We start from the raw sequence: 18282 nt of genomic DNA on the forward strand, positions 1-18282 counted from the left end.
ATGAACAAAACTTTTACTTACTCTCTAGCTGCCACTGCAATTTTTACGAGCTTAAATGCATTCGCAAGTGGCCTGTTTTTGCAAGAAGCTGTCGTTGCCAACGCTGGTACTACTGGCGCTGGTGATGGTGTTTACACTCGATCTGCAGCGGCGATGTGGACAAACCCTGCCACTATGTCTCACATGGGCGAAAGCAAAACGACCATCAACACCATGGCATTCGATCTTGAAATGAAGTATCAAGATAACGGTGGTAATCCAGATGGTAAAGCTCATTCCGTAATGCCGTCATTTGGTGCCTTCCACGCTCATCAAGTCACAGACAAATTACACCTTGGTATCGCGCTTGGCGCTGTTGGCGGCTCTAGCCTTGATTACGGCAGTGATTGGGCGGGTGCTGCACTTCTAGAAGATATCACTCTTACTGCAATGCAAGTGAACCCATCACTGAGTTATAAGCTGAATGACCAATGGTCAGTAGGCGCGGGTGTGCAATTCAGTTGGGCTGCATTCCAACAAACAACGTCAATGCTTACTGCGAAGCAAGATACTGACTGGGCATACGGCTATAACCTTGGCGTAATGTACACACCGACAGATAAACTTAAGCTGGGCGCAAGTTACCGTTCTAAGCTAGAGCATAAGTTTAACAATGATGTAAATGGCGTTATTAACCAAGGCGTATTGAATTCATTATCAACTGATATTGCTTTACCTGAAATCATCGATGTCAGTGCGAGCTATGCTTTGAACTCTCAACTTGACCTGCTTGCTAGTATTCAGTTCCATCGTTGGAGTGAATGGGATACAACCGTTCTTGATTTTGGAATAGCAGGAAGTCCAATTAATGGTGTTCCGATTGAGCGTGACTGGGATGACGTTTGGAAATTTGCGGTAGGTGCGGATTATCAATTGAATTCAGACTGGCGTTTGAAAGCTGGCTTCTCTTACGAAACTTCTCCGCAAGACGATCCGTCAATGCAATGGGTTGACCTTCCTGTGGGTGAACAGTACCGCTACTCAGTTGGCGCATCTACCTACTGGGACGACATCTTAATTGATGTGTTCTATGAATACGCTGATTTGGGTGCAGTTGAGATGGATCGATATGGTCGATTTGGTCAAGTTAATCTGTTGAATGGTTCGTTCGATGGCCGTATCCACTTTGTTGGTGTTAGCGCGACCTTCTAATGACATTACGTAATCTACTAATCATTACTTTAGTGTCTTTATTTTCAACGGGTGCTTTTGCTGAAGAGAAGCACCCTGATGATCCGACTAAAATCGTAACCAAAGCTGGCGTTGCTTATAACGAAGATCTGCAGTTCTCTGGGTCTATTGGGCTTGATGAAGCACGAATGATCAATGCTCGTGTTAACGCAGATGGCGAAGAATGGCGAATAGGCGGCTCATGGCTGTTGCCTATGGGTATTGTTAACTTCAACTTTAGCCGTTCTGAATATGACAACGATGCTTATAAGAACAACTACAGTATTGGCACATTTATACCACTGAGTTATTTCGACATTGAGCCGTTCGGTTGGCAAATCTTCCCTATGGCTGGCTACAGTTATAATGATGGCGAAGTGGCGGTTTTCGATGATGATAACGTTGGCTCTGATTATGTATTGATGCCGAGTTCAACACATGGTGGCTACATTGGTGCCTTTGGTTTAAAAACGATTACGGATGAGTGGTCGATTATGGGCTTCGGTGGCGGTTCAATGGGGTCTGATGATTATTCAGGGTATTGGGCAGGCGTCGGTGCTAGCTACAAGTTGAGTGACGCTCAATCATTCAACTTCTTCACTATTTTTGCTGAGGACGATTTCGGTGAAAATAACAGTGTTGGCGCGTCTTACACCTATGAGTTCAAATAACTGTTAGCAGGCAGAAATTCGCAGGTGGACACCTCTCGTAAGAACCATTGACTTAGTCCAGATTAAATTGAACAAAGTCGCTTATTAAAACTTAGCGACTTTCTTTTGTTACCATTTCTCCAATCTTTTTTATCTCTTTTTGATGCTTTCTATATCTTTCTCACATGAGAGTGCCGCTCTCTTAATCTAGATTAAGTTTTCGCTACCTTATTCTCTGTAGTATCCGCCTGAATCAGTGCCCATGCTTAATGGGTAACTTGCGTAACACGATTTTGAGAGGAAGACACTTGAGCACTTTGTTTACAGAAACCCACATTGGCAAGATGACACTAAAGAATCGCTTCATGAGAAGTGCAACGTGGGAAAATATGGCCACCGAAGATGGGCATATGACAGATAAACTGTACGCTATCTATGAAGAGTTGGCTCAAGGTGAAGTCGGCCTGATCGTGACGGGCTACGCGAACATAGTTGAAGAAGAAAAGCCGAATGCAGGCATGATGGGTATGTATAACGACTCATTCATTGAAGAGTATCAAAAGCTGACTCAACTGGTGCACGACAACGACTCTAAAATCGTGATGCAGTTGGCTTATGGTGGCACCAAAACCACGCATGACCTTGGCGAGCGAGTAATCTACGCACCAAGTGAGGTTCCAGAAAAAGGAACTCAAACTCTAGGCAAAGCGATGACCACAGACGAGATCGACTACATTGTTGATGCGTTTGCTCAAGCGTCTTTGAGAGCACAGAAGTCAGGCTTTGATGGCGTTGAAATTCATGCCGCTCACACTTACCTGATTAACCAATTTCTAAGCCCTTATTACAACCAACGTGAAGATGAATACGGCGGTAGCTTAGAAAACCGCATGAGATTTTTGTTAGAGATCTATACCGCGACACGTAAGCTGGTGGGTGATGATTTCCCTATCTTGGTTAAGCTCACGGCATCCGAGTTTTTTGAAGGTGGCGTCACCTTTGAGGAAACACGTATTGTCTGTAAAAAGCTTGAACAAGTGGGTGTGGATGGCATTGTCGTGTCAGGCAATATTCATGGCAAAGCAGACACTATGATTGGCGAGTCGCACGATGGTTTTACCATTCAAGCTGAAGGCTACTTCCACGAATATGGTCACGCGATCAGCCGAGACGTTAATATCCCAGTGATCACGGTTGGCGGCCTAACGGATTTTGATGCTATCGAAGCGATTGCAAACAACACGGGCATTGAGTACTTCGCGCTTTCAAGACCGCTGCTTTCTGAACCCCATTTAGTTAAGCGTTGGAAGGAAGGGGATAGAAGCCCTGTTGAATGCGAACGATGCTCTAAATGTCGTACTAAGCGCGGTAACTTTTGTGTGGTGAATAAAGACAGAAAAGCACAGCTTGCTCGCATGTAGTCGCTGACCCTAGCTCCAAGCGAGCTCCGAAGTTTATAGCAGAGTCTAAGTTTGAGCCTGTGTAATCGCGCAGGCTCTTGTTCATTCCGTATTCCACGAAACGAAATTTGAAACCTTATTAATCACATCTTCCTGTCAAATTGGTGCGACTAAACAGATACACTACGCCTGTAAATTATCCAACCAAGTTATCGATAAAAACTGAGCAAACTTTGAAACTACTTCCTCTTCTTAAGCAACCTCGAATCCACTGACGTCTCTTTAGTTTTAGCGACATTGCTATGATTTAAGCGTGATACTCACTATTCATCCCAGTGAACCCTGTGTTTATAGGGCGTTAGTTTGTACACCTTGGATTTGCATCGTCGAACATTTTGATAGCTAACGAATAAAACTAAATAGATCATTCAGAGGTAAAAATGCAAAAGAAGCATTGGTCCAAATTCGAGTTGCTGCATGAAGTCGTAACCAACCCCAATATTCATGTAAAAGGTCAACACAGTTATTACAGCGATTGCTGGGATAATGGTTTTGAACAATCGGTAGTGCGTTATTTACACGGCGACGAAGTCAGCCGCCAGTGGGAGCCTCGATGGAAAATCGACGAGCTCTATATCGGTGATTATGTCTGTATTGGCGCAGAGGTCGTGATTTTGATGGGTGGCAACCATACCCACAGAGTTGATTGGTTTTCGCTGTATCCATTTATGGATGTCATCGACGATGCCTACATTGGCAAAGGTGACACTCACATTGAAGATGGGGTGTGGTTAGGCATGCGAGCGATGGTGATGCCCGGTGTGACGATTGGCGAAGGCGCTGTAGTTGCAGCGAATAGTGTGGTGACTAAAGACGTCGCACCCTACAGCCTTGTCGGTGGTTCTCCAGCTAAAGTCGTCAAATACCGCTTTGATGAGTCCGTTATTGACGAACTCATGTCATTCAAAATATACGAGTGGCCCTCAGATAAATTTGAAGCGCTGAAACCGTATTTATGTAACTCAGACTTTTCAAAGCTAAAGCAGGCGATAACGGATTACGACAATTGTTTGTAAGGAGCGTTTTTAAGGAGCGTTTTTAAGGTACGGGTATAGCCACAGATTTGTGTAGAAAGATCTGTGTCATATTTATATTGAAAAACACGTTAAATCAGTCCGTTACCTTGCAATACTCAACATGGTGTACCAATCTTATTTCATAAGCATGGATAAGGATTGTGTATGCCCGCAAGTTCAATGAAAAACAAAGGGGTGGTAGGAAAAGTCCTACTGCCTTCTTTACTCATAAATCTTCTCTCTCTCGCCGTTCCGTTAACGGTTTTACAAATTTACGATCGTATTTTACCTAACCAAAGTTACGGTACTGCCACTTTGTTGTTGGCGGGTGCAGCGTTGGCTGTTGCCATGGAAGCATTGATCCGGTTTGTGCGTACTTGGCTTTTGTCAGCCGCGGCCAGCAATACCGAGAAAGCGACCTATCAAACCTTGGTTGAAAGAGTAACAACGGCTTCATCAGGCCATCTTCGCCACATTGGTGTTGGCGGCGTGGAAGAGGGGCTGGGCTCAGTATCAAAAGTCAAAGATTGGTATTCCGGCGGTGTGATTGCAGGCTTTATTGATTTGCCTTTTGCATTGATCTTCTTGGGCTTGGTGGCTTACATCGGCGGTGAGCTGGTGGCGATACCTTTGGCAGTTTGGCTGATTACTCTTGGAATCGTTTGGTTATCTTCTATTCGCGTTAAAAGCTTAAGTGAAGAAGCTTCCCAAGATGAGCAGGAGCGAAAAGCGTTCTTGATTTTACTGAGCCAAACCATTCAGGGAATCAAACGCCAGGCCGTTGAGTCTCGAATCTTTAATCAGTTTAAATCCCTCAATAATGTTCGCTCTCAGTCTAAAGCGAGAGAAGAAGAACAGAACGCCTTCGCCCAAGAATGTATTCAGCTTGCTGCATTAGCCACGTCAGTTTTACTCGTGATTACGGGGAGCTTGTGGGTGTTGGATGGCCAGTTAACCACTGGTGGATTGGCGGCATGTTCTATCTTATCGGGCAGAGCCGTCGCACCTTTAAGTGCTTTGGTGGGAGTTCGAATTAAGCTTAATTCAATACACAGTGCTAATCAGGCAATAGAAAAATTGAGTGACTTATCACTATCGGACTCTTCAGATTCTGAGCAAACCGAGAACCACTTATCTGACTTTGAGACGTTGGAAATTCAGCAAGCGACCGTTGAAAGATACGGTGAACTCTCTCATGCAGATGTCACACTGAATAAAGGTGAGTTGGTTTTGTTAGAGAGTGAGGATCGCCACACCAACAGTCATTTATTGTCGTCGATTGCAGGTATTGATGATCTAAAAGCGGGTGAGTGCTTCATTAACGGAGCTGCAGTTTCAATCGCATCCGTAACCAATATTGCTGCCTACTGTGGCGTTAAAGGGCAGTTGGTGTCGGGTACTATTCTCGACAACTTGTGCGGGTTTGACCCTGAGAAAACGCAAAGCGCCAGTGACTATGCAAAGCGTTTGGGTTTAACCAAAGAGATTACTCGATTACCCGATGGACTAGAGACACAAATTGGCCATACGAGTGCTTCTTTGTTGAGTATGGGTAACGTGAAAATGCTCAATATCGCGGCTCAATTGGCAAGTGATAAACCCATAATCATGTTGGAAAGGCCGGATTCTTCACTTGATTTAGACGCCCTTGGGAATCTAGCTAAGGTGTTGGAAGAAGAAGTAACGGCAGGACGCACGATACTGATGGTGAGCTACCATTCGAAGCTTCGCGAATTTGCTAATCGAATCATTACAGTGGAAAGTCGAGCTATTACGGTCGACAGCGAGAGCAATCAGGAGGCCGTCGTATGAATCGTTTAGATATTGGTAACCCTTCAGGTACGAACAACCGTGCAGATACCAGCGGTCGACAAGAGGTGATGAATCATTTAGAAACCGAGAGCCTTTCCGTTCTTAAGCAGTTGGAAGTTAATGCTAATATCCAGTTGTTCGCACATCAATGGGTCGATGAAAATGGCATTGAATCAATCGACGATATGTTTGCCTTGTTCGACAGGCTTGCACTGCCTTATCGCTTGGTTGCCAACCTAGATGAAGTTGGTGAACATAAATTGGTCTTACCGGTACTTGGTGAACATGAGCTGGTCTCTGGTCATTTGGAATCCAAGCAATTTGTTGCCTTTAATGCCAATAACGACATCACCGATGTCCCTCAGTTTTGTATTGTTATCGAAGGGCCACCATTAGAGAAGGCCTCTCCTGATTGGGTTGGTGAAAGGTTACATGCGTTTCGCCCCATCATTCCTAAATTGTTATTGGTCAGCTTTATCACTAACTTATTTGCGCTTGCTGTTCCCTTCATCACGATGTCGATTTATGACCATGTGATTGGTGGTGATGCAGGGCATGAGTTGCAAGGTATCGCCATTGGCGCGGCGTTGTTGTTTGTGATGATGGGTTGGTTGAGAACATTACGTAGCCGAGTGTTTGCTTCAGTTTCCAACCGAGTAAGTCGTGAGATTTCTCAATCCCTCGTGCAGCGTCTGCTTCGTAATAGCTATGCTCAAAATCAGCAAACAGCTTCTTCTAGTCAGCAAAACCAAGTGATGTTGTCAGAGCGTATTTCAGGTGTGCTATCGGGGCCATTAGGAAATGCGTTATTTGACCTACCATTCATTCTAATTTTTGTACTAGCGATAGGAGTTTTAGGCGGATGGTTGGTACTGGTTCCAGTCGTCTCTTTAATCCTTTATTACTTGCTAGCAAAACGCTCGATACGCTCTAGCAGCAAGCGCTCGATGCAATCGACAGTCGCAGGTACGAATCGTCAAAACATGACTAATGAGCTGTCATCCAAGCTTGCCTTTATTCGCAGTGCTGGATTCTCAGAGCACTGGATTCAACGTTTCAAAAAAGCCAATCTTCTTGCTTCAACAGTGACCTTTAATCAATCGGTTCTCCAGAGTCGGTACACCTCGATTTACTATTTCATTGGTGTGGGCTCGACACTCGCCGTGATGGGGTTAGGCATAGGACTTATTTTTGAACAAGTGATGACGCCCGGTGGTTTGATTGCTTCAATGATGTTGATATCTAAGGTGACGGGTCCTGCTCAGGTGTTGGCAAACAGCGCGATGCGTTTTAATAGCTTTAATCAATCCAAGCTGCAAGTGAACCGTATTTTGTCTCAGCCGTCTGAGCGTGAATTCAGTTACCAGCATCACCCGTTACCCGTGGTAGCGCCTAACTTGAAATTAGACCAAGTGACGCTGCGCTATCCCAAACAGAGTCGCCCCGCTTTGAATGGTGTGAGTTTTGATATTGAAGCCGGTGAAGTTGTCGCGATTACCGGCCCTTCTGGGAGCGGTAAATCAACATTAATTGAAGTGCTGTCTGGCTTGCAGCCTATCCAAAATGGCATGGTCGAGCTTGAAGGCGTTAACCTCGTTCAATACGATCCGCAGCTTTATCGCCACTGGTGTTTCATTCGAGCCGCATATCCTGATTTGCTTACGTTGAGTATTCGAGAGTGGCTAAACGACGGCCACAAAGTCGAAGATCAGAAAATGATCTCTGCAATTGAAATGGTCGGTGGAAAGCGTTGGTTCGAGACATTATCAGGTGGGCTCGATACTTCCATCAGCAGTATTCAGCCGGACAGCCTTTTTGACATGTTGTCTGGCAGCGTCGCGCAGATCCTCATTGACGCGAAAGCGCTGGTTTATGACTACCCAATGTTCTTAATGGATAATCCTGTGCCTGATGCTCACCCAAATGCTAAACGTATATTTGGTGAGTTCGTGCAGTCGAAAAAAGGAAAAGCAACGGTGATTTACACGTCCCACGATCCGGATTTAATCAAGCTTGCCGATAAAGTGGTGGTATTAAATGAAGGTGCAGTGGTTTATGCCGGTCCATTAGATCCGGAGCAGTCTTCGAAGCAGGAACAGCCTTCAGAGCCTCAAGCTTCTCAAGAACCGCAGTTATCTGAGCAACCGTTATCTCAAGAGCTACAGACGTCAACTCAAGAGACGTCTGCTCAACAAAATGCAGCCCAACAAGAACAATCAGAGTCTAAGCAAGGAGTCGCTAATGACTAAACAATCTATCGAGAAGGGCAAGCGCTACGGTGAGCTTGTTGAATCACAAAATACGGCTCGTACATTGGCGCTGGCCACATGGTCGGTTGCCTTATGTGTTATTGCTTTTGCCACTTGGTCTGTAGTCACTCAAGTTGATGAAATCGCCAAAGCCAAAGGTGCTGTGATTCCGGAAGGCGAGAAGCAAGTATTACAAAGTGCGATTGGCGGTAAGTTAAAGCAAATTCTTGTTAAAGAAGGCCAGTTGGTAGAGAAAGGCCAGCCGCTTGTTGAGTTTGATGCCACTTTCCAGCGTACCGCCCTTGAAGAGCTAAAGTCCCAACAAGTGACGCTTCTAGCCAGTGTGGAACGTATGAATGCGCTGCTTGAGCAACGTGAGCCTAACCTTGCTGAGTTTGAGGTCGATTACCCAGAGATCGTCAGCCAGCAAAAAGCGCAGCTGAACGCGCAAAAAGCCCTCTACTTCCAAAAGCGTGTGGTGCTTGAGAAAGAGAGCGAGCAAATTGCAGAGCAGCTTCGTAGCGTAGAAAAGGCCTTGCCGAGTTATGAGAAAGAGTTAAATGCGACTAAGCAAGAGTTGAACATACTGGAGAAGGGTTATAAAGCGGGTAACATTTCACGTTTACGTGTGCTTGAAATGCGACAAAAATTGGCCAGTATCGAACAGAAAATCGAAGAAGCTCGTGGTAAGAAGTCGGTATTGATTAGACAAGCTGACAGTAATGACCAAAAAATCATACAGCTTCTGGCGGAAGCGAAAGCTAAAGTGAGCGATGATCGTTCTAAAGCCGTATCTGACTTATCAGCATTGAATGCTAGAGTTCGTTCAAGCCAAGCTAAATTGACGAACACTATGTTAGTGTCACCGCTACAAGGCTTGGTGCAAAGCATACCAAGCACGCAGGATGGTGGTGTTATTCAGCCGGGTGGCACGGTAGTTGAAATTGTGCCTGTCGGAGGGAACGCTGACTTCAAAGCACGTTTGTCCCCAAGAGATATTGGTTTTGTGAGTGTTGGGCAGCCCACTCGAGTCAAGATTGATGCGTTTGATTACAGCCGCTTTGGGGCTTTAAAAGGGGCGGTAGAGAGTATTTCACCGACCACAAGTCAAAGCGAACGTGGCGAGATCTATTATGAAGTTGTAGTGTCGGTTGATACGCCTTACTTCCGTGATAACCCTGAAAGCTTTTCCATACTGCCGGGTATGACGGGTGAAGTAGACATCACAACTGGCGAGAAGTCGGTGTTCCAATACTTATGGAAACCGATTTATACCAATGTTAGCGTGGCGTTTGGAGAGAGGTAAAGTCCTCCACTCTGGCTTGCATAAAAAAGGAGCACATGCCGTGCTCCTTTTTTTATCTAACCGAAGGGGTGATGTTCTAGTTATTTGGGTCTATGTCAGGCAGTCCGTCAACGTCATTATGATGGTGTAAAGAATCATCAATAGATGGGTTATCGGTATGGTGAGACAGCCCATCACTCATACCATCGTCAGTTTGCTCAGCCCCATAAGCACTCTCGGCATCACTGAAAATGATATCGATATCATGCGCTACTGGTACATTGTGTGACGGTGAATCTATAGACGGCGAGTCAGCATTAATACCCAGAGCGTCTAGGTAAGCATGGGCACCAGAACGCTGTTCGTGTTCGCCTATCGCTGTATGTTCTAGGTTTGCCGTCACCTCATCAAAATTAAGAGTAACTTCATCAGGGGTGCTGAAAGAGGCATCCGGTTCATCCGCTTGGCTCATGCCGGGTGCTGGAGGAGGTGGTGGAGCGATTGGCGATAAATCCATGCCAGTTAGTGTGGTTTGGTCAATGTGATGTCCGCTGTTTCCATGGACGGATTGCGAGTGCAAATGTAGGTGCACCGCGACTTGTGAGTTTTGATCGCCTCCTAGGGTTAAAACAAACGAGTCGGTTTCGTCTGTACCACTACCGTAAGAGCCTCCTGTATGTGTCTTAACGACGCCTGATGAAGTTTGTTGGTAATCGTAACTCAACTCTCCGGTTGCAGGATTGACATGCAAAGTACCAAATTGACCGTGTAATGCAGTGAGAGAGTGTCCGTGGTGATCTGATATTCCCCAGCCTGTCATTGGCGTAGGCGTTCCTTGGTGAATAATTGGAGGAATTCCGATTGAGGCATGCAGGTCCTGATTGCCTGCACTGCCGGTAATTTTTGCAGGGGCAACTAGGGTTGGCATTGGTGGAACATCGCTGTGTCCATCAATGCGCATTTCAACTTCTTGAGTTGTAATGCCCCCGTGTCCATCATCGACTAATAGAGAAAACTTATCGGTCAATTGTTCACCATTATTTAAAGCATTAACATGGCTATTGCTGTTATTAAGTGTGTAGACCCAAGTTTGTGTATTGCTATTATAGGTAACAGAACCATACTGTGGCTGATGTTGGCTATCAATACTGACAGAATGTTGATCGCTATGATCAACATCGCTGATAATAATTTGCCCAGAGGTCGCATTTGCAGCATCTTCATCAATGTTATGTGCACCTGCGATAACTTCAGAAACTGTTGGTTTATCATTAGTGCCATGTACATTGATGGTAATAATTTGTTTATCACCACCAGCGGTCGTTACTTCATATTGAACCTGCTCGACTTGCCCTGCCGCTAAGTGCTGAATATTGGCATTGGGAACCGAATAAGCCCAATCACCGGCTTTTCCAATGGTCAGATGACCGCCATAGGGATCACTGACCGCATGGGCATTACGAGTGGCGTAAAAATGATCTTCACTGGCATCAGGATCGATAACATTCAACACGCCAGTGACAAATATCGTATGTTGAGCATCACCTTGTACATGGCGATCTTCTGTAATTTGACCGCTTTTATCTCCGGTGAAGATCGCAGCATCGCCAACTGCCGAGAGTGTTGTTGATGCACCGGTGTGGGTCACACCACCGTGGGCATCTTTGACGTCATAGCTAAAATGGACATCGCCGTTATAGTCTTTTTCTGGCGTAAAGGTAAAGGTGCCATCGCCATTAATTAATATCGAACCATGGTCGGCGTGTAGGTTCTCAATGGATAATTTGCCAATATCGTTATCATCGATATCAGTTGTGTTAGCAAGTAGCAGTGCTGGGGTGAGGACAATTTTGCTATCTTCTAAGCCATTCGCTAAACGCACTTCAGCCGAGGCAATTGGCGCATCATTGGTGCCATGAACGGTCACTGTGATATCTTTTTTAGCACTGCCATCAATAGATTCAACGGTAAAGGTTTGCTGGAAGCTTTCCCCTGCGCCTAAATGTTGGACTTTATCATTGTCAATATCGTATGACCATTGGCCCTGTGCGTTGATATTGAACTGACCACCTTCGGTGGTGGTGATGGTTTGTGCGATAAAACCGGCTTGGTCGTGATCCGGGTCAATGACGTGTAACGTGCCACCACTGCTGAGCTGATTGGTGGTATTGCCAAAGGAAGTATGATCTTCGTAAACATGATTATTTAGGCTGGAGTGGGGCGTCACTGCAATTTTTGCTTGGTTATCTTCACCGGTCACTTTCACCATAATGGTGAGCTTCTGACCATCAGTGGTTTCGACTTCGTAGGGGAGCTCCATCGACTCGCCAGCATGTAGGCTACTGATTAGATCGTCCGAATGATGATTGGTACCTGTATTTAATCTGAATTGATAAGTGCCATTAGGCCAAACATCAAGGTAACCAGGTGCAAACCCTTGACCTAAATATTTACCGCTAAAAACAAACTGAGTGTTATCGCCACTATCAGGGTCAATCAGCTGAAGCTGGCCTCTATAGGATTTAAATTCGCTATCCAGCGCTTGTGTTTCAGTGAGCTGAATGACATTAGAAACCAGTGTGGCTTTATCATCTGTCCCGGCAATCGTAAGCGTGGCGGTTTGTTGCGTACTTCCACCATGGCCATCTTCTACTTGATAAGTGATAGCGATTTGTTGCGACTGACCATTGGCCAAATGGTTAAATGCGGGATCAGTGGCATCAACAATTAATGTATGACCATCAGTATCTAAGGTGATACCTGCGGGGATTTTCCCTGCCTGAAGTTGACCATCGATGGCATATTCAAGGTGACTGACGCTTAAAGCGTCGCCGTCTTTGTCTGTGGCACCTACTAGCAGATTGAGGGTGTGATGATTATCGGCCCCCTCACTGACACTGTCGGTTAAAGGCGTCACATCAGGGTTGTCGTTAACCGCAGCTAAGTTGGTGGTTGCGCCGGTGTGGGTCACACCACCGTGTGCATCCTTAACGTCATAGCTGAAGTGTACATCGCCGTTATAGTCTTTCTCTGGGGTAAACGTAAACGTACCATCGGCATTGTTTAGAATAGAGCCATGGTCGACATGGAGGTTTTCAATGGTTAGCTTACCGGCGTCATTGGCATCAACATCGACGGTATTCGCTAATAGTTGCGCGGTGGTTAAGGTTTGGCGTGTATCTTCACTGCCATTTGCAAGCACCACTTCAGATGAACAGTAAGGTCTGTCGTTACTGCCGTGAATGGTGATGACAATATCGTGTGTTGTACCATCTTTTGAATGGACTGTAATCGTATCGGTTAAGCTTTGCCCTTCACCAAGTTGGTCAATTGCAGTGCCACGCGTTGTGGGTCTAGCACCTATACCTGATAGATGCCCAGCATCGGCATGGTAATGCCAGGTGCCATCGGTGAGTAAGATTAGATCGCCATAGGTGCCGTGATAGTCGTAACCATTGCTGCCTTGGCGTTCAAATCCTGACTCGCCTACATCGGGGTCTGTGATGGTCAGCTTGCCATCCGCATAGAGTGTTGTATTGCCAAGTGTGGCTATGCCTGAGTGAGCATAGTCAGGTGACATGTCGACACCCGCGCTGCTTTCGGTTATTGAACCAGTATCAACGCCAGCGATTTGGGCAGCATCGCCAACCGCCGAGAGCGTCGTTGATGCGCCAGTGTGTGTTGTACCACCATGCGCGTCTTTCACATCGTAGGTGAAGTGGACGCTGCCGTTGTAATTGTGGCTTGGAGTGAAGGTGAAGGTTCCATCGTGATTGTCTTGAATCGAGCCATGGTCAGCATGCAAATTAGCGATAGTGAGCTTACCTGCATCGTTGGCGTCTACGTCAACAGTATTAGCGATTAGCTCGGTTGCTGTGATGGTTTGAGCAAGATCTTCTTTACCGCTGTACAGTTGCACTTCACCAGAACAATACGGACGGTCGTTATCGCCATGAACGGTGACAACAATATCGTGAGTGGTGCCATCAGCCGATTTGACGGTGACAGTATCCGTTATCGATTCACCTTGGCCGAGGTGATCAATCTTTCTACCTGTTGCGTCTTGGCCTATGGAAGCGTAGTAGCTCCAATCTCCGTTACTCTGAAGTATGACACGACCATGAGTGCCGTAATAAACGCCGGTTTGGGCATGGCTTTCACCGGAGTCTGGATCAACAATGTTCAGGTGACCATCAGTGTGTATTTCGTCGTTCCATAATTTGCCGATGTTTCCATGCATATGATCTGGTGAGCGATCATCGACGTAGCCACCAGACATTGTACCATCTGGTGCTGTATAGGTATGCCCTTCATGAACATCTCCAGTATAGACACCGCCGATAACGGCAGAATTATTAACCCCTGTAATCGTTATTGAGAGGTTTTGAGTGCTGCTCGCATTATGCTCGTCTGTGACTGTTACTGGAACAGTCAATGTCTTCGTGACACCTGATGCTAACGATTGATAGCTAGAGTGAGCAGGATCGAAGCTATAACTGCCGTCCGGATTAACCACCAAGCCATCAATCTGCGGTGCGCTGTAAGTCAAGGCCGCACCGGTATCAATATCTTGGCCAACCATTTGTCCATTTAGAACGCTTCCACCTTCAGTCACTGAGTGGGACTGAGCATTGATGGTTGGGGCATCGTTGGTACCATGAACCGTTAGCTCTATCGTGTGTGTTGTACCATCTGCTGAGCGTATAATGGCTGAATCGTGTTTAACTTCGCCTTGCGCTAAGTTCTGTATATTGCGGTTGTCGAGGGTATAGGTGTAGTGACCGTCGCGCATGAGCAGTATGTGCCCACCCAGTTTGGTGTCGTAGCCAATACCTTGATAGGTTTGTGAGCCTATATTCGGATCAAACTGTGCCTCTCCCTTATCAGGGTCTTGGATGTTTAATCTGCCGTCGTAATGCAGTTGGTAGTGGGTATCTATATAGCCGCGATCTTCAGTTACTCCCCGTAAGTCTGCATTGGCTTGTGCGTCGGTAATAATCGCGTTATCTGGAGTTGCGATAAGATCAAACTTAGCTTGAGTGCTGACGCTGCCCCCATGGCCGTCAACCACATCATAGGTGAGTCGAATCTCACCATTGAAATCTTTATCTGGCGTGAAGGTATAAGTGCCATCTTTATTATCAGTCAGGCTACCGTGTGTCGCTTGCAAATTTGTCACGTGCAATACATCGCTACTATCCACATCGCTTGCATGTGTTAGCAAGTCAGAAGCCTTGATGGTTACGGGTTGATCCTCTTTACCCGCAGGAAGCTGAGTCCACGCACTGACAATTGGTTTGTCGTTGCTGCCTTGCACATCGATAACGACTTTATGAGGGACTGTCGCTCCTGTTGAATCGGTAGCGGTGATCCAGAATGATTCAGACTGATGTTCACCAGCCGCGAGTTTATCCGCGGCACCGCCGGTTGAATTGTCTAGCTGATAGTGCCAATGACCATGCTGATCAATCGACAGCGTTCCCCATTGACCTTGGGGTTGATTGATTGCCCACGTAACGGTGTCGGACTTATCTATATCAGTCGCGATTAAGCTCCCTGTCGCATCGGGGTTTCCTGCCGTGTTCAAGCCCTGCTCGATCACCGCGCCACTTGAGGTACCTGAGATAGTAGGGCGGTCATTGGTGCCATTAATCGTCACTTTGATGGTCGACGGTGTGCCATCAACGGAAGAGACGGTAAAGGTTTCTTCGACTTTATCGCCGACGTTCAATTGATTAAACGCACTGTTGGCGGTGAATGTCCATTGGCCATTAGCACCAATGGTGAGGTTGCCGTTGGTGCCAGTAATCGAATCCGGTGTGAATGCGTTATCTGGATTATCCACGTCGGTACTGGTGAGAGCTCCTGATGTCGTTACCGCTTTGTCAGTTTCATCGATAGCGACGGTCGCACTGCTGACAGTAGCGGTGTCGTTAGTACCGTTGATTGTCACCTTGATAGTGGACGGTGTTCCATCAACAGACGACACCGTGAAGGTTTCTTCTACTTTATCGCCGACGTTTAACTGATTAAACGCGCTGCTCGCGGTGAACACCCAATGACCATTAGCATCGATAGTCAGGTCACCGTTGGTACCTGAAATAGAATCCGGTGTAAACGTGTTGTCTGGGTTGTCTACATCGGTACTGGTGAGGGTACCTGAAGCTGTTACCGCTTTGTTAGTCTCATCGATGGCAACGGTCGCGCTGCTGACAGTAGCTGCGTCATTAGTGCCGTTAATCGTCACTTTTATGGTCGACGGTGTGCCATCAACCGACGATACCGTAAAGGTCTCTTCGACTTTATCGCCGACGTTCAATTGATTAAACGCACTGTTGGCGGTGAACACCCAATGCCCATTAGCATCAATAGTCAGGTCACCGTTAGCTCCAGTAATCGAATCAGGTGTGAAAGTGTTATCTGGATTATCTACGTCGGTACTGATTAGTGTGCCTGAGGTGGTTCCCGCTTTGTCAGTTTCATCGATAGCAACGGTTGCACTGCTGACAGTAGCGGCGTCGTTAGTGCCGTTAATCGTGACTTTAATGGTCGAAGGTGTGCCATCAACGGAAGTGACAGTGAAGGTTTCTTCTACTTTATCGCCGACGTTTAATTGATTAAATGCGCTGTTGGCGGTGAATGTCCAATGGCCATTGGCATCAATAGTCAGGTCGCCATTGGTGCCAGTAATCGAATCCGGTGTGAATGCGTTATCTGGATTATCGACGTCGATACTGGTTAGCGTGCCTGAGGTAGTTACCGCTTTATCGGTTTCATCGATGGCAACGGTCGCACTGCTGACAGTAGCTGCGTCATTAGTGCCATTAATCGTCACTTTGATGGTCGAGGGTGTGCCATCAACAGACGACACCGTGAAGGTTTCTTCGACTTTATCGCCGATGTTTAATTGATTAAATGCGCTGTTAGCGGTGAAGACCCATTGACCATGGGCGTCGATGTTTAGGTTGCCATTGGTGCCAGTAATAGAATCCGGCGTGAACGCATTATCTGGATTATCCACGTCAGTACTGGTTAGCGTGCCTGATGTGGTTACCGCTTTGTCAGTTTCATCGATGGCAATGGTCGCGCTGCTGACGGTAGCGGCGTCGTTAGTACCGTTAATCGTGACTTTTATGGTGGAAGGTGTGCCATCGATGGACGAGACAGTGAAGGTCTCTTCGACCTTATCGCCGACGTTTAGCTGATTAAACGCGCTGTTGGCGGTGAACACCCAATGTCCATTAGCATCAATAGTCAGGTCACCGTTGGTGCCTGAAATAGAATCCGGCGCAAACGTGTTGTCTGGGTTGTCTACATCGGTGCTGGTCAACGTTCCTGATGTCGTGACTGCTTTGTCAGTCTCATCGATGGCTACGGTCGCACTGCTGACAGTAGCGGTGTCGTTAGTGCCGTTAATCGTGACTTTAATGGTCGAAGGTGTGCCATCAACAGACGACACAGTGAAAGTCTCTTCGACTTTATCGCCAACGTTCAATTGATTAAACGCGCTGTTAGCGGTGAACATCCAATGACCATTGGCATCAATAGTCAGGTCACCGTTGGTGCCTGAAATAGAATCTGGCGTGAAGGTATTGTCTGGGTTATCAACATCGGTACTGGTTAGCGTGCCTGAAGTTGTTACCGCTTTGCCGGTTTCATCAATGGCGACGGTCGCACTGCTGACAGTAGCGGCGTCGTTAGTGCCGTTAATCGTGACTTTGATGGTCGAGGGTGTGCCATCAACCGACGACACAGTGAAGGTTTCTTCGACTTTATCGCCAACGTTTAATTGATTAAACGCGCTGTTGGCAGTGAATACCCAGTGGCCAGTGGCATCAATAGTCAGGTCACCGTTGGTGCCTGAAATAGAATCCGGCGCAAACGTGTTGTCTGGGTTGTCTACATCGGTGCTGGTCAACGTTCCTGATGTCGTGACTGCTTTGTCAGTCTCATCGATGGCAATGGTCGCGCTGCTGACAGTAGCGGCGTCGTTAGTACCGTTAATCGTGACTTTTATGGTGGAAGGTGTGCCATCGATGGACGAGACAGTGAAGGTCTCTTCGACCTTATCGCCGACGTTTAGCTGATTAAACGCGCTGTTGGCAGTGAACACCCAATGTCCATTAGCATCAATAGTCAGGTCACCGTTGGTACCTGAAATAGAATCCGGCGTAAACGTGTTGTCTGGGTTATCCACGTCAGTACTGGTGAGGGTTCCAGAAGTTGTTATAGCGCTGTCCGTTTCATCCACACTGACTGTTGCGGTACTGACTGTCGCTGCATCGTTAGTGCCGTTAATCGTCACTTTGATGGTTGACGGTGTGCCATCAACCGACGATACCGTAAAGGTCTCTTCGACTTTATCGCCGACGTTTAATTGGTCAAACGCGCTGTTGGCGGTGAACGCCCAATGGCCATTAGCATCAATAGTCAGGTCACCATTGGTGCCAGTAATCGAATCCGGTGTAAACGCATTATCTTGATTATCCACGTCGGTACTGGTCAATGTTCCTGAAGTCGTTACTGCTTTGTCGGTTTCATCGATAGCGACGGTCGCACTGCTGACAGTAGCGGCGTCGTTAGTGCCGTTAATCGCCACTT

At 46.7% G+C, this 18282-nt stretch carries 8 protein-coding genes; 7 read left to right on the forward strand and 1 reads right to left on the reverse strand.

Annotated features, from left to right (window positions below; all coding sequences use genetic code 11):
• From AB6E30_RS20035 to AB6E30_RS20065, 7 genes are all read left to right on the forward strand, one after another.
• Positions 1–1191 carry an OmpP1/FadL family transporter gene (locus AB6E30_RS20035; RefSeq protein ID WP_372104989.1) on the forward strand — a complete coding sequence of 397 codons (1191 nt, stop codon included), beginning with the start codon at positions 1–3 and terminating at the stop codon, positions 1189–1191.
• Positions 1191–1880: a hypothetical protein gene (locus AB6E30_RS20040; protein WP_102393100.1), complete on the forward strand. Its 690-nt coding sequence runs from the start codon at positions 1191–1193 to the stop codon at positions 1878–1880. The genes AB6E30_RS20035 and AB6E30_RS20040 overlap by 1 nt, the downstream gene beginning before the upstream one ends.
• 287 nt (positions 1881–2167) lie before the next feature.
• Positions 2168–3280 carry an NADH:flavin oxidoreductase gene (locus AB6E30_RS20045; RefSeq protein ID WP_372104991.1) on the forward strand — a complete coding sequence of 371 codons (1113 nt, stop codon included), beginning with the start codon at positions 2168–2170 and terminating at the stop codon, positions 3278–3280.
• A 419-nt stretch (positions 3281–3699) separates the two neighbouring features.
• Complete coding sequence (locus AB6E30_RS20050) at positions 3700–4335, forward strand: CatB-related O-acetyltransferase (protein ID WP_372104993.1); 636 nt, start codon at positions 3700–3702, stop codon at positions 4333–4335.
• Between the two features lie 165 nt (positions 4336–4500).
• Complete coding sequence (locus AB6E30_RS20055; protein ID WP_372104995.1) at positions 4501–6147, forward strand: ABC transporter transmembrane domain-containing protein; 1647 nt, start codon at positions 4501–4503, stop codon at positions 6145–6147.
• A complete protein-coding gene (locus AB6E30_RS20060) occupies positions 6144–8396 on the forward strand; it encodes an ABC transporter transmembrane domain-containing protein (RefSeq protein WP_372104997.1) in 2253 nt (750 codons plus the stop codon). The genes AB6E30_RS20055 and AB6E30_RS20060 overlap by 4 nt, the downstream gene beginning before the upstream one ends.
• The gene (locus AB6E30_RS20065) at positions 8389–9702 is read left to right on the forward strand and encodes an HlyD family type I secretion periplasmic adaptor subunit (protein ID WP_017061737.1); all 1314 of its coding nucleotides are present in this window, start codon (positions 8389–8391) and stop codon (positions 9700–9702) included. Before AB6E30_RS20060 ends, AB6E30_RS20065 begins: the two co-directional genes overlap by 8 nt.
• A gap of 76 nt (positions 9703–9778) precedes the next feature.
• Here the strand turns inward: AB6E30_RS20065 and AB6E30_RS20070 are convergent, their stop codons facing one another.
• A complete protein-coding gene (locus AB6E30_RS20070; RefSeq protein ID WP_408063632.1) occupies positions 9779–18274 on the reverse strand; it encodes a VCBS domain-containing protein in 8496 nt (2831 codons plus the stop codon).
• Positions 18275–18282 lie beyond the last annotated feature (8 nt).

The sequence above is a fragment of the Vibrio sp. 10N.247.311.12 genome (genome assembly GCF_041467515.1).
Lineage (GTDB): Bacteria > Pseudomonadota > Gammaproteobacteria > Enterobacterales > Vibrionaceae > Vibrio > Vibrio crassostreae_C.

What these genes read in the sequence shown, in the direction of transcription:
- AB6E30_RS20040 (WP_102393100.1), top strand. Translation starts at nt 1,191, where the DNA reads ATGACATTACGTAATCTACTAATCATTACTTTAGTGTCTTTATTTTCA.
- AB6E30_RS20055 (WP_372104995.1), top strand. Translation starts at nt 4,501, where the DNA reads ATGCCCGCAAGTTCAATGAAAAACAAAGGGGTGGTAGGAAAAGTCCTA.
- AB6E30_RS20035 (WP_372104989.1), top strand. Translation starts at nt 1, where the DNA reads ATGAACAAAACTTTTACTTACTCTCTAGCTGCCACTGCAATTTTTACG.
- AB6E30_RS20065 (WP_017061737.1), top strand. Translation starts at nt 8,389, where the DNA reads ATGACTAAACAATCTATCGAGAAGGGCAAGCGCTACGGTGAGCTTGTT.
- AB6E30_RS20060 (WP_372104997.1), top strand. Translation starts at nt 6,144, where the DNA reads ATGAATCGTTTAGATATTGGTAACCCTTCAGGTACGAACAACCGTGCA.
- AB6E30_RS20050 (WP_372104993.1), top strand. Translation starts at nt 3,700, where the DNA reads ATGCAAAAGAAGCATTGGTCCAAATTCGAGTTGCTGCATGAAGTCGTA.